The following is a 13,158-nucleotide window of genomic DNA, read 5'->3' on the forward strand; positions in this document are numbered from 1 at the left end:
CGTTCCCACCCGTGCTCGTCACAGCTTCGGCCGGATCTCGTCGTTCCAGATCTCGCGCTTCTTCTCCAGCGGGAGGTGGCACGCCGCCTTGTGGCCGGGCTCGACCTCGACCAGTTCGGGTCGCTCGGTCGTGCTCTTGTCGCCGTTGAGGTCCTTGTAGGGGCAGCGCGGATGGAACGCGCACCCGGACGGGACGTTGATCAGGCTCGGCGGCGACCCCTTGATCGGCATGAGCCGCTCGCTGCGCTCCCGGTCCAGCCGCGGCATCGAGCCGAGCAGCCCCCACGTGTAGGGGTGCAGCGGCCGGTGGAAGGCGTCCTCGACGGAGGCGTACTCCACGGCGCGGCCGGCGTACATCACCAGGATGTCGTCCGCCAGCTCGGCGACCACCCCGAGATCGTGGGTGATCATGATGACGGCGGAGTTGAACTCCTGCTGCAGGTCGCGGATCAGGTCCAGGATCTGCGCCTGGACGGTGACGTCCAGCGCCGTCGTCGGCTCGTCGGCGATCAGCAGCTCCGGGTCGCAGGACAGCGCCATCGCGATCATCGCGCGCTGCCGCATGCCGCCGGAGAACTGGTGCGGGTAGTCGTCGACCCGCTTGTCCGGCTTGGGGATGCCGACGCGGCCGAGCATGTCGATGGCGTGCTTGCGCGCGACCTGCTTGGACACGTCGTTGTGGACCCGGTACGCCTCGATGATCTGCGCGCCGACGGTGTAGAAGGGGTGCATCGCCGACAGCGGATCCTGGAAGATCATCGCCATGTCGCGGCCGCGGAGGCGGCGCACCTCGGTCTGCGAGGAGCCGACGAGCTCCTTGCCGTTCAGCCAGATCTCCCCGGACACGTCGGCGTTGCGCTTGTTGTGCAGGCCGAGGATGCCGAGGCTGGTCACGCTCTTGCCCGAGCCGGACTCGCCGACGATGCCGAGGGTGCGGCCGCGCTCCAGCTGGAACGACAGGCCGTCCACCGACTTCACCAGGCCGTCGTCGGTCGGGAAGTGGATCTTCAGGTCGCGGACGTCGAGGAACGCGGTGGGGGCCTCGCCGGTGTCCGCGGTGCCCGCGGCGGGCGCGGTGCCGGTCATCAGCTCAGCCTCACTCTCGGGTCGACGACGGCGTACAGCAGGTCGACGATCAGGTTGATCACCACGATCGAGGTCGCCGTGAGCAGCGTGATGCCGAGCACCATGGGCAGGTCGCCGCCGTTGATCGAGGTGATCGCGAGCTGGCCCAGCCCGGGGATGCCGAAGGTGTTCTCGGTGAGCACGGCGCCGCCGAGCAGCAGGCCGAGGTCGAGGCCGAAGATCGTGAGGATCGGCGTCAGCGAGGCGCGCAGGGCGTGCTTGGTGACGACGGTCTTCTCCGGCAGGCCCTTGGCGCGAGCGGTGCGGATGTAGTCCTCGTTCATCGTCTCCAGCATGCCTGCTCTGGTGAGCCGCGCGTACATCGCCGCGTAAAGGAACGCGAGCGTCACCCATGGCAGCACCAGCGACTGGAACCAGGTCACCGGGTTGGTGGTGAGCGGCAGGTAGCTGCCGCCGCCCGGGAAGATCTTGAAGGTGTAGGAGAACAGCGCGAGGGAGACCAGGCCGGTGAAGTAGATGGGCAGCGACACGCCGCTCAACGCGATGATCATCGCGGCCCGGTCCCACAGCGAGCCCCTGCGCAGCGCCGACACCACGCCGGTGGTGATGCCGCCGACGAGCCACACGACCGCCGCGCCGAGCGCGAGGGACGCCGTCGCGGGCGCCCGGTCGAGCAGCGTCTCCAGCACCGGCTGGCTGCTGCGGTAGGAGTAGCCGAGGCAGGGCGCCGGGCAGTGGTCGGTCACCGGGCCGGCCTTGTAGTCCTTGCCGACGACGATGGCCTTCAGGTACTCGCCGTACTGCACCACGACCGGCTTGTCGAGGCCGAGCCGCTCCTTGGTGTCCTGGATCGCCTCGGCCGTCGGCGCCTTGCCGACGTAACCGGCCGCGATCTGGTCGGTGGTCTGACCGGCCAGCTTGGGCAGCCAGAAGAAGATGCCGAAGGTCACCAGGCTGACCAGCATCAACATGAGCACGGCACCGATGAGGCGCCGGATGAGGTATGGGAACACACTGCGCGGCCCCACCCGCCGGCCGTGGCCGGGCCTGTAGGCCCGGTCACGGCCGGGGGGCTTTCGCCTTCACCTGCCTTCAGATGGACTCACGGACGAGCGGAGTGTTACTCCACGCCCATGTTCAGGTAGTCGTACATGCCGCCGTAGGCGTAGGTGATGCCGGCGTTGGTGACGCGCTTCGGCCGGTACATCAGCGCCTTGGCGTAGATCAGCGGCACCTCGGTGGCGGTCCCCATGATCAGCTTGTCGACCTCGCCGTACGCCTTCATCCGGGCCGCCTTGTCGGGGTTGGCGATGGCGGCGTCGAGGCCCTCGTTGACCTTGGGGTCGTCCAGCTCGGCGAGGTTGTTGCCGCCGGACGGCTTGATGGCGTCACCGTGCGCGATCTGGGCGAGGAAGCCGTAGCCGGTCGGCCAGTCCGCCGCCCACGCCATGATCATCATGCCGACGCCGTGCTCGTGCACGTACTTCGGCACGCCGACGTACTTGCTGAAGTAGTCACCGGCCGGGAACTGCACCAGGTCGACCTTGATGCCGACCTTGGCCAGGCTCTGCTGGATCGCCTGGGCCATGGCGACTTCCTTCGGCCGGTCGGACCGGGCCGAGATCTTGGTGCTGAAGCCGTTGGGCTGGCCGCAGGCCTTCAGCTCCTCCTTGGCCTTGTTCATCGTGGCGTCGTCGAGGCCGTTGCCGCCCGCGGCCTGCTTCTGCGGGTACAGGTCGAACTTGGTGTAGCCGTCGACCGAGGGGGGCAGCACCGTGGTGGCGACGTCACCGCCGGCCAGCGGGCCTCCGTAGGCGGTCTGCGCGGCGACCTTGTCGGTCGCGTACTGCACGGCGATCCGGCAGTGGACGTTGTCGAGCGGCTTCACGTGCACGTTCAGCGACATGAACCGCAGGAAGCCCTGGACGGGGTTGTCCACGTACGGCTTCTGGTCGTCGGCCAGCACCTTGGGCTGGGTGCCCGACTGGACGCCGACACCGGCCATGTCCATGTCCAGCGAGCCGGCGAGCAGCCGCTGGTCGATGTCGTCCGCGTTCTGCTTGAGCTGGATCTCGATCTTGTCGGGCAGGGCCTTGCGGATCGGGTCCGTGCTCTGGTTCCAGTGCGGGTTGCGCGACATCGTCATGGACTTGCCGCGCGTGTAGTTGTCGACCTTGTACGGGCCGGACGAGACGATCGCGTTCTCGTACTTCAGGCCGGTGTCCTTGGCCTTCGGCACGGGCATGGTCTGCGACATGGCGACCAGGTAGTCGAACTCGGCGAACGGCTCGTTCAGACGGAAGACGATCGTCTGGTCGTCCGGGGTCTCGATCGACTTCAGGCCCTCTTCGGACTTGTCCTTGTAGGGGCCCTTGTAGGCGGGCTTGTTGTCGACGAGGTACTGCTTGAAGTACTTCGGCCCGGACTGCAGCTCGGCGCTGAAGTTGCTGCGCTCGACCGCGTACTTGACGTCCTTGGAGGTGACCGCGGTGCCGTCGTCGTACTTGACGCCGGTCCGCAGCTTGTACGTCCAGGTCTTGCCGCCGTCGCTGGAGGTGCCCAGGTCGGTGGCGAGGTCCGGGATGACCTCCAGGCTCTCCTTGCCGGCGGCGGGCTTGAACGTCGTCAGGCCGCGACCGTACAGGCGGGAGAGGTTCTGCGAGTAGGCGTAGTACGTGTTGCCCGGGTCCGGCGAGTCGAAGTCGTCGGACTCGGCGAGCTTGAGGGTGCCGCCCTTCTTGTCCGACTTGTTGACGACCTCGTTGACGCCGGCGTTGTAGCCCGGGCCGCTGCCCGAGCCGCCGCCCGAGTCGCCGCCGCCGCAGGCGGCGAGCCCCGCGGCCGCGACCACCCCGGCCGCGAAGACCGCGATTGGTCTCATCTTGTTCATGTGCAGGCGCACCCCTTCAAATAGACGGGTCCGATGGACCCGAGTCACTTGGACCGAGGGTCGAGAGCGTCCCGCAGCCCGTCACCGAACAGGTTGAAGGCGAGGACGGTGATGAAGATCGCCATACCGGGGATGATCATGTACATCGGGTCCGAGGAGTAGATCGGCACGGCGAGCGTGAGCATCCCGCCCCACGACGGGGCCGGCGGGATGACGCCGACGCCGAGGAACGACAGCGCCGCCTCGAACAGGATGTTGGTCGGGATCAGCAGGGTCGAGTAGACCAGGATCGGCGCGACCAGATTCGGCAGGACTTCCTTGAACAGCACGTAGGAGTTCCGGGCGCCCATGCTGCGCGCGGCGTCCACGAACTCGCGCTCGCGCAGCGACAGGGTCTGCCCCCGGATGATGCGGCCGATGTACGGCCAGTTGAAGAACCCGATGACCACGATCAGGACCGAGACGCGCAGCCCGTTGCCCGACAGCCCGAAGGCCCCGTCGGACATGACGCCGACCAGCGCGATCGCGAACAGCAGCAGCGGGAAGGCCAGGAAGGCGTCCATGGCGCGGCTGATGAGGTAGTCGACCCAGCCGCCGAAGTAGCCGGCCAGGATGCCCATCACGGTCCCGATGAGCACCGACAGCAGCGTCGCGAGGAACGACACCAGCAGCGAGATCCGGGCGCCGTGGACGATGCGGGCCAGCAGGTCGCGGCCGGTGCCCGGCTCGACGCCGAACCAGTGGTCGCTGCTGATGCCCGAGTGCCAGAAGCCGCTCTTAGGCCGGTTGTAGGTCGGGTCGATCAGGTTCTGGTGGTAGGCCAGCGGGTCCTGCACGAAGTACGGACCGAAGATGGCCAGGAGGATCAGCAGGATGACCACGACGGCGCCGGTCAGCGCGACCTTGTCGCGCTTGAGCCTCATCCAGGCGATCTGACCGAGGGAGCGTCCCTGGATCTTCTTGCTGTCGACACCGACGAGGACCGATTCCGGCTGCGCCTCGGTGTCGGACCCGGTCACCTCAATGGGTGCGGCCACGCTCCATACCTCCTACCGTTCGGCCACTGGTTCGGCCTTGCCGCCGGCGTCCGGCCGGCGGGGCCGCGGAGATCATCCGCTGCCCCCGTGCCCGTTACGCCGCGTTTGCTGAAGGGAAACGTAGTCCTTCGGGCAAGACTGTCCATCCGTGAAGCGGGCTTCGCCAGTACCCGTATCTGACTTGTGATCTCGTCGTCATCTGGGGCACACGCGTCCGCACACCACTTCGGACAAATCGCCCGAATAGTACGTTCAACTCCACCCGGACAGGCAACTCGACAGCGGTCTAGACCGCCAAGCTTTACCGTACCGAGTCCGATCTGAGACCGATTCTCCGCAGGTCAGCCCACTGGAGCAACACGCGGCACAGGAAACCGGCGGGCCGGGGCGCTCCCGCGGCGCGCGAGCGCCGCACGGGAGCACCCCGGCCCGCCGGTCCGCCGGGCGCGTCGCGCGCGCCCGGCCGCCCGGCCCGGCCGGGTCAGGAGATGCCGCGGTCGCGCAGGATGCGCTCGATCTCCGCCATCTCCGGGTCGCCGCCGCCGCCCTGCGCGGGCCCCTCCACGGCGCCCTTGGACTTGCCGCGCCCGGCGGCCTTGCGCCCCCCGTCCCCGGCGGCCCGGCCCGCGCCCGCGGCGCCGGCCTCCTCGCCGCCCGCGCGGCGGCTCAGCATCGCGCCCGAGGTCAGGTAGAGCAGGACGGCCAGGCCCGCCACCCCGACGCCCGCCCACTTCACCGGGCTGAACGCCAGGTCGACGAAGAACTCCGTCACCCCCGTCATCGCCGCCGCCAGCGGCACCAGGGACAGCGCCGCGCCGCGCAGGCCGGTGCCCGCGCCGCGGCGGCGGTAGGCGCCATAACTGATCACCAGACCGACCAGGGTCACCCCGAGGCTGATCGCGAAAATGGCTGCGTCGCTCATGCCGGCCCCTCATTCCGAACGGTGGTCCTCCCTCCCATCGTCACACGCGGGACGGCGGTACCGCTCCTCCCGGCGGACGGTTCCCGGCCTGGTCGGCCTCCTCCTCCGGCGGGAGCCCGGTCCTGCAGAACACTCCCCCGGAGGCAGCCCTCGGGTACCGGTCGGGCGTGCGCCGGCCGGCGGACGTCACCCGGCGGGCGGCGGGCGGGGCGCGTGTCAGCCGGGCGCGGGCTCGCCGGCCGCCAGGGCGCGCAGCAGGTCCACGTCGACCTCGCGCAGCGAGGCGACCACGGTGCGGCCCGGCGCGGGCGGGATCGGCAGGACGCCCGGGACGGCGATGGTGGCGCAGCCCGCCGCCTCCCCCGCCGCGACCCCGTTCGGGGAGTCCTCCAGGACGACGCAGCGGGCCGGGTCGGCGCCGAGGCGCGCGGCGGCCGTCAGGTACGGCTCGGGGTCGGGCTTGGTGCGGGCGACCTCGTCGCCGGCGACGCTCAGCGCGAAGTGCTCGCGGCCGATCGCGTCCAGCACCGGCTCGATCAGCCGCCGGTGGCTGGAGGACACCAGCGCCGCCGGGACGCCCGCCGCGCGGACCGCGGCGAGCAGCTCCTTGGCGCCGGGCATCATCGGCACGCAGGCGGTGAGGCGCTCGGCCATGCCGTCCAGCATCCGCCGGGCGATCTCCGCCGGGTCGGCGGCCGCGCCGGTCAGCTCCAGCATGTAGTCGACGGCGATGGCGATGGAGCCGCCGACGAGCCGCTCCTGGTGGGCGGGGCTCCACTCGCCGCCGAGCCACGCCATGACCTCCGTCTCGACCTCCAGCCAGACGTGCTCGGAGTCGATGAGGAGGCCGTCCATGTCGAACATCACGGCCTGCAGGCCGCCGCGGTCTCCTGCGCTCATGCGCGCCGTCCCGGATGCGGGGGACGCGAGAAGGGGGTGCTCATGTATCCCCACCATAACCGCGTGATCGCGGGCGCCGTCCGGCCCCCTCACCGGCCGCTTTTGGACGAGGTGTGCAAGGAGACGGTGACGGATGGGTCACCGGCCCGATACCGTGCCTGCAGTGACTACCAACGGGTAAGGAACGGCATGAGCGCGTACCGCATCATCCTCGTCGGCACCGACGGCTCGGACTCCTCGTTCCGCGCGGTGGACCGCGCCGCGCAGCTGGCCGCCGCCACCGGCGCCACCCTCCTGCTGGCCTCCGCCTACAGCCCCATGCCCGAGCGGGAGCGCGCCAGCGCCGCCGACCGGCTCGGGGACCTGGCGTACAAGGTGCAGGGCTCGACGCCCGCCGACGACGCGCTGCGGGCGGCGCGCGAGCGCGCGGTCGCGGCCGGCGCGCTCGACATCGACCAGGTCGCGGTGGAGGGCGACGCCGTCGACGTCATCTCCAAGCTCGCCAAGGAGCGCGGCGCCGAACTGGTCGTGATCGGCAACCGGGGCCTGAACAGCCTCGCGGGCCGGATCCTCGGATCGGTCCCGGCGAACCTGTCGCACCGGGCGCCCTGCGACGTGCTGATCGTGCACACCACCGACGGCAAGTGACCCCCGGCCGGCCCCCGCCGTGCGCCCCGCCTCCGCCCCGGGTACCCCCCGGAGTTCCGCCGCGGGCGTACAGGGCGGGGGTCTGGCTCTCGGGGGGTGGGGTAGGTCACTGTCAGGACGTAGGCTGACAGCCACCGATCATGAGCGGGGCCCCCGACCCCGGGAATGACGGCCCCCGTCGGTGACGCTGTACCTGGGCGTCGGAAGGAGGCAGCGCGTGGTCGAGCTCGAAAGCGTGCCGGAACTCGTCGATCCGGTGCTCGTGGCCGCCTTTGAGGGGTGGAACGACGCCGGGGAGGCCGCCAGCGGGGTGATCGCGCATCTGGAGTCGACCTGGGAAGCGGTGCCGATCGCCGAGCTCGATCCCGACGACTACTACGACTTCCAGGTCACCCGCCCGATCGTGGAGATGACCGACGGCGAGACCCGCGGCATCACCTGGCCGACGACCCGGGTGTCGTGGGCGCGGCTGCCGAACGGCAAGGACGTCGTCCTGCTGCACGGGATCGAGCCGAACATGCGCTGGCGGTCGTTCTGCCGCGAGCTGGTCGGGCTGATGCTGGAGCTGCGGATCAGCAACGTCGTGCTGCTGGGCGCGCTGCTGGCCGACGCGCCGCACACCCGCCCGGTCCCGGTGACCGGGGCGGCGTCGGAGGCGGGGCTGGTCAGCACCCTGCACCTGGAGCCCGCCCGCTACGAGGGGCCGACCGGCATCCTCGGCGTGCTGCAGGACGCGTGCGCCAAGGCCGACCTCGACACCGTGTCGCTGTGGGCGGCGGTCCCGCACTACGTCGCGCAGCCGCCGTCGCCGAAGGCGACGCTCGCGCTGCTGCGCCGCGTCGAGGACCTCCTCGACGTCACCGTCCCGCTCGGCGAGCTGCCCGAGGAGGCGCGCGCCTGGGAGCACGGCGTCAACGAGCTCGCCGAGGAGGACTCCGAGGTCGCCGAGTACGTCCGGACGCTGGAAGAGCAGAAGGACGCCACCGAGCTGCCGGAGGCGAGCGGCGACGCGATCGCCCGCGAGTTCGAGCGCTACCTGCGGCGCCGCGACCCCGGGCGCGGGCCCGGCTAGCGGACGGCCGGCGGATGCCGGGCGGCGGGCGGATGCCGGGCGGCGGGCCGCGGGGTTACACTCGGTCGCGTCCCGCCGTCGGCGATGGCCCGCGCACGCCGCCAAGTGCGCCGATCATGATCTTCTTCTTCCCGGAGGGCGGTGGCGCCCGGCGCCGGTGAGCCGCCGGACCGCCGGCCCGGCGATCCGGGTCCGCGCCCCGCGCGAGCTGCGCCGGCAGCGCCGCCGCCACGCCCACTCCTGCTGGGACCACCTCCTCGCCGCACCGCTGTGGCCGCTGCACGGCGCCAACCTCGGGACGCTGCTGCGAACCTGCGACGCGGTCGGCGCGTGCCTGGCCGTCCCCCGGTTCCCCTGGGTGCCGGAGGCCCTCGAACGCGGCAACACGCTGCGGCGGCCCGCCTGCGTCCACTGGGTGAACGACCCGCTCGGGTGGCTGCGGCGCCAGCGCGAGGCCGGTTCGCGGGTCGTCGGGGTCGAGCTGGCGGACGAGGCGGTCCGGCTGGCCGACCTGCCCGCCGCCCGCGTCCGGACGGTCGCCGTGCTGGGCCACGAGCAGACCGGCATCCCCGCGGAGGCGGTCGACCTGCTCGACCTCGCCGTGGAGATCCCTATGGTGGGACATGGCAGCAGCTTGAACGTGGCCGTCGCCGGCTCGCTCGTCCTCTATAAGCTGGCGGGCCTGCTGTGATGGGCGGCCATCACCGACCGGACCGGAGGGAGCGCAGGTTTGCCGGAGGCCCAGCCGCTGCGTCCGCACGACCCGGCCCGCCTCGGCCGCTACGAGCTCCTCGGGCGGCTCGGGGCCGGCGCCCAGGGCACGGTGTTCCTCGCGGAGGGCGCCGGCGGGGAGCGGGTGGCGGTCAAGCTCCTGCAGGTCCAGTTCGACGACGACGCCACCGCGCGGGCCCGGTTCGTCCGCGAGGCGGAGGCGGCCAAGCAGGTCGCCCGGTTCTGCACCGCGCAGCTCCTGGACGCCGAGGTCGCCGGGGACACCCCGTACCTGGTCAGCGAGTACGTCCCCGGTGAGGCGCTGAACCGCGCCGTCGCGCGGGACGGCCCGCTGGCCGGCGGGGCGCTGGACCGGCTCGCCGTCAGCACCGCGAGCGCACTGACGGCCATCCACCGCGCGGGCGTCGTGCACCGCGACCTCAAGCCGCACAACGTGCTGCTCGGCCCGGACGGGCCCCGCGTGATCGACTTCGGGCTGTCGCGGGTGCTGGACGCGGCGAGCGCGGTGAGCAGCCGCGCCGTCGGGACGCCCGCGTACATGGCGCCCGAGCAGGTGTCCGGCGGGAGCGTCGGCGCCGCCGCGGACGTGTTCGGCTGGGGCGCGACGATGACGTTCGCCGCGACGGGGCGGCCTCCGTTCGGGTCCGACTCCATCCCGGCGGTGATGTACCGGGTCCTGCACCACGATCCCGACCTCGGCGGACTGGACGGGGAGCTGGGCGCGCTGGTCGCGGCGGCGCTGGCGAAGGACCCGGCGCGGCGGCCGACGGCCGCGCAGCTGCTGCTGCTCCTCGTCGGCCACGACGACGCCTTCGACGTCGCCGCCGCGTCGGAAGGCAGCACGGCCAGCGGCACGGACGGCGGCACGGACGGCATCGTGGACGGCGTTCCGGCCGGTGCCGCCGTCCTGCCCGCCGAGCCCGCGGCGGGGGACGCGGGCGGGGGCGACACGCTGCCGCCCGCGTCCACCGAGCCCGACGGCGGCGGCCCCGGCCGGCGGCGCGGGAGGCGCTCGCGCGGGCGGCGGCTGGGCTACGGGGCGGTGGCGGGCGCGGCGGCCGCCGTCGTCGCGGCCGCCGCCGGGGCCGGCGGGTACGCGCTGCTGGACCGGCCGGGCGGCGGCGAGCCCGCCGCAAGCTCCCCCGACCGGGGCGCGGTGACGGCCACCGCGCCGGCGCCGAGCCGGTCCTCGTCCGGGCCGCCGACGACCGAGCCGTCCCGGCCGCGGCCGGGCGGGTCGACGCCGGCCGGGCCGCCGAGCAGGCCGGGCCCCGGGCAGGGCACGCGGCCGGGGCAGGGCGGGGGCGGCGACGGTCCGCCGCCGTCCAGCGACCCGCCGCCCGCGCCCGTCGTGCTCGGGTCGCCCTCCCCCGCCCGGTATTGCGGCGCCCGCGACCGCGACGCCGAATTCCGGATCCGCGACTGGTACTGCGTGCCGCGCGGCGGCGACATCGGCGTCGACACCAAGATCTCGATGACCGCGGTGTGCGCGTCGCAGTACCGGCCCGACGCCGAGGCGCGCCTGCGCGGCGACGCCGCGGACCCCGGCGACTGGGAGTGCTACGTGCTGCGGTGACCCGCCGCGGGCGTCACAGCGCGACGCCGAGCAGCGCGTCGGTGATCGCCTTGACCTGGGCCGGTGCCCGCTCGTCGGTGCCGTCGGCGGCGGCCCAGGCGTCGACGGCGGCGAGCGCGGCGGGCGCGTCCAGGTCGTCGGCCAGGTGGCCGCGCACGGCGGCGGCCAGCGGCGCGGCGGGCGCGCCGGACGGGCGGGCGGCGGCCGCGCGCCACCGGGCGAGGCGGCCGGCGGCCTCCTCCAGCGCGCCGCCGGTCCACTCCCAGTCGGCGCGGTAGTGCCGGTCCAGCAGCGCCAGCCGGATCGCCATCGGGTCGGCGCCGGCCTCCCGCAGCTTCGACACGAACACCAGGTTGCCGCGCGACTTCGACATCTTCTCGCCGTCCAGGCCGACCATCCCGGCGTGGACGTAGGCGCGGGCGTGGGGGCGTTCGCCGGTGGCGACCTGGGCGTGCGAGGCGCTCATCTCGTGGTGCGGGAACGCCAGGTCCGAGCCGCCGCCCTCGACGTCGAACGCCATGCCGAGGTACTCCACGGAGATCGCCGAGCACTCCACGTGCCAGCCGGGGCGGCCCTCGCCGAACGGCGACTCCCAGCCGGGCTCGCCGGGGCGGCGCGCCATCCACAGCAGCGCGTCGAGCGGGTCGCGCTTGCCGGGCCGGTCCGGGTCGCCGCCGCGCTCGGCGAACAGCGGCGCCATGGCGGCGCGGTCCAGCCGGCTGACCGCGCCGAAGGACGGGTCGGCGGCGACCGGGAAGTAGACGTCGCCGTCGACCTCGTAGGCGGCGTCGCGGCCGCGCAGCTTCTCGATCATCTCCACCACGAGGGGGATCGCCTCGACCGCGCCGATGTACTGGTCGGGCGGCAGGATCCGCAGCGCCGTCATGTCCTCGCGGAACAGTTCGATCTCCCGGTCGGCGAGGGCGCGCCAGTCCTCGCCGGTCTGCTGGGCACGTTCCAGCAGCGGGTCGTCGACGTCGGTGGCGTTCTGCACGTAGTGGACGCGGTGGCCGAGGTCGCGCCAGACCCGGTTGACGAGGTCGAAGGCCAGGTAGGTGTTGGCGTGGCCGAGGTGGGTGGCGTCGTAGGGGGTGATGCCGCACACGTACATCCGGGCGGTGTCGCCGGGAGCGGTGGGGCGCGCCGTGCCGGTGCCCGTGTCGTGGAGGCTCAGCGGACGGTCGGCGGCGGGCAGGCCCGCGGCGGGCAGGCTGGGGACTTCGGAGGCGGGCCACGATCGCATACCGAAAGCTTATCCATGCGCAGCTCGCGCGCTTACTCCGAGATCATGTGATGTGTCCCCCGGTGCCCGGACCGCCCGCCGGGCGGGGCGCGCCGGGCGAGGCCCGTCAGGCGAGGCGGACGCGCGGGTCCAGGACGGCGTAGCCGACGTCCACCACGAGGTTCGCGACGGTCACCGCGAACGTCACCAGCAGCGTCACCCCGATGATCACCGGGGTGTCGCCGGCCGCGATGGACTGGTAGACCAGCTGCCCCACGCCCTGCAGCCCGAACACCTTCTCGGTGACGATCGTGGAGCCGATCAGGGCGCCGAGGTCGATGCCGAGCTGGGTGGCGACCGGGGTCAGCGCCGCCCGCAGCGCGTGCCGGCGGACGACGCGGCCCTCCGACAGGCCCTTGGCGCGGGCCGTGCGGACATAGTCCTCGCCGAGGACGTCCAGCATCGCGCCGCGGGTGAGGCGCGTGTAGGCGGCCATCATCAGGAACGCCAGCGCGAACCACGGCAGGACCATCCGGCGCAGGAAGTGCTCCTGCAGCGGCGGGCCGGCCTCGAAGACGTGGACGCCGCCCGCGCCGAGCCCCGCCGTGAACAGGTACAGCAGCGCCAGCGCCATCACGAACGGCGGGGTGGACAGGCCCGCCGCCACGAACACGGTGACGGCCCGGTCCCACGGGCCGCGGGCCCGCGCGGCGCCAGACACCCCGGTGGCGACGCCGCCGGCGAACCACAGCACCGCCGCGCCCGACACCAGGCACAGCGTCGTCGGGAGCCGCTCGCCGATCAGCTCCGTGACCGGCGTCCCGTTGACGTAGGAGTCGCCGAGGTCGCCGCGCGGCAGCCGGGCGAGGAACTCCCAGTACTGGACGAGGAGGGGCCGGTCCAGGCCGAGGTTGGCGCGGATCTGCGCGAGCGTCTCGACGGTCGCGCGGGGGCCGCCGATGACGCGGTCCACCGGGACGGGCGACGCGTGCAGCATCACGAACGTCATCGTGGACACCAGCCACAGCACGACGGCCGCGTACAGCACGCGGCGCAGGACGAACCGGGGCACG

The 13,158-nt window shown here is 72.7% G+C and carries 12 protein-coding genes; 4 read left to right on the forward strand and 8 right to left on the reverse strand.

Annotated elements, in window-relative coordinates; genetic code table 11:
* Positions 1–18: 18 nt before the first annotated feature.
* The 6 genes from ACGFI1_RS32360 to ACGFI1_RS32385 all read right to left on the reverse strand — a co-directional run bounded on the left by ACGFI1_RS32360 (position 19) and on the right by ACGFI1_RS32385 (position 6,835).
* Positions 19–1,086: an ABC transporter ATP-binding protein gene (locus tag ACGFI1_RS32360; RefSeq protein WP_301177772.1), complete on the reverse strand. Its 1,068-nt coding sequence runs from the start codon at positions 1,084–1,086 to the stop codon at positions 19–21.
* Positions 1,086–2,099 (reverse strand): ABC transporter permease, encoded by a 1,014-nt coding sequence (locus ACGFI1_RS32365; protein ID WP_138639957.1) that lies wholly within the window; start codon positions 2,097–2,099, stop codon positions 1,086–1,088. The genes ACGFI1_RS32360 and ACGFI1_RS32365 overlap by 1 nt, the downstream gene beginning before the upstream one ends.
* Before the next feature lie 107 nt (positions 2,100–2,206).
* Positions 2,207–3,967 (reverse strand): ABC transporter substrate-binding protein, encoded by a 1,761-nt coding sequence (locus ACGFI1_RS32370; protein WP_138639964.1) that lies wholly within the window; start codon positions 3,965–3,967, stop codon positions 2,207–2,209.
* 53 nt (positions 3,968–4,020) lie between these two features.
* Positions 4,021–5,013, reverse strand: a complete 993-nt coding sequence (locus ACGFI1_RS32375) for an ABC transporter permease (protein ID WP_138639958.1) — start codon at positions 5,011–5,013, stop codon at positions 4,021–4,023.
* Positions 5,014–5,494: 481 nt separating this feature from the next.
* Positions 5,495–5,935, reverse strand: a complete 441-nt coding sequence (locus ACGFI1_RS32380; protein ID WP_387070004.1) for a hypothetical protein — start codon at positions 5,933–5,935, stop codon at positions 5,495–5,497.
* A 216-nt stretch (positions 5,936–6,151) separates the two neighbouring features.
* Positions 6,152–6,835 (reverse strand): HAD family hydrolase, encoded by a 684-nt coding sequence (locus tag ACGFI1_RS32385; RefSeq protein WP_301178242.1) that lies wholly within the window; start codon positions 6,833–6,835, stop codon positions 6,152–6,154.
* A gap of 189 nt (positions 6,836–7,024) precedes the next feature.
* Between ACGFI1_RS32385 and ACGFI1_RS32390 the strand changes: the two genes are divergently transcribed.
* The 4 genes from ACGFI1_RS32390 to ACGFI1_RS32405 all read left to right on the forward strand — a co-directional run bounded on the left by ACGFI1_RS32390 (position 7,025) and on the right by ACGFI1_RS32405 (position 10,863).
* Positions 7,025–7,483 (forward strand): universal stress protein, encoded by a 459-nt coding sequence (locus ACGFI1_RS32390; RefSeq protein ID WP_138639961.1) that lies wholly within the window; start codon positions 7,025–7,027, stop codon positions 7,481–7,483.
* 217 nt (positions 7,484–7,700) lie between these two features.
* The gene (locus ACGFI1_RS32395) at positions 7,701–8,555 is read left to right on the forward strand and encodes a PAC2 family protein (protein ID WP_386865516.1); all 855 of its coding nucleotides are present in this window, start codon (positions 7,701–7,703) and stop codon (positions 8,553–8,555) included.
* Positions 8,556–8,712: 157 nt separating this feature from the next.
* The gene (locus ACGFI1_RS32400; protein WP_392790917.1) at positions 8,713–9,246 is read left to right on the forward strand and encodes a TrmH family RNA methyltransferase; all 534 of its coding nucleotides are present in this window, start codon (positions 8,713–8,715) and stop codon (positions 9,244–9,246) included.
* Between the two features lie 39 nt (positions 9,247–9,285).
* Entirely contained in the window at positions 9,286–10,863 is a 1,578-nt protein-coding gene (locus ACGFI1_RS32405; protein ID WP_392790919.1) for a serine/threonine-protein kinase, read from the forward strand.
* A gap of 13 nt (positions 10,864–10,876) precedes the next feature.
* Here the strand turns inward: ACGFI1_RS32405 and mshC are convergent, their stop codons facing one another.
* Both mshC and ACGFI1_RS32415 read right to left on the reverse strand, forming a co-directional pair.
* Positions 10,877–12,106 carry a cysteine--1-D-myo-inosityl 2-amino-2-deoxy-alpha-D-glucopyranoside ligase gene (gene mshC, locus ACGFI1_RS32410; RefSeq protein ID WP_392790920.1) on the reverse strand — a complete coding sequence of 410 codons (1,230 nt, stop codon included), beginning with the start codon at positions 12,104–12,106 and terminating at the stop codon, positions 10,877–10,879.
* A gap of 106 nt (positions 12,107–12,212) precedes the next feature.
* A complete protein-coding gene (locus ACGFI1_RS32415; protein ID WP_392790922.1) occupies positions 12,213–13,157 on the reverse strand; it encodes an ABC transporter permease in 945 nt (314 codons plus the stop codon).
* Position 13,158 lies beyond the last annotated feature (1 nt).

This window comes from Actinomadura geliboluensis (assembly GCF_043197915.1).
Taxonomy (GTDB): Bacteria; Actinomycetota; Actinomycetes; order Streptosporangiales; family Streptosporangiaceae; genus Spirillospora; species Spirillospora geliboluensis.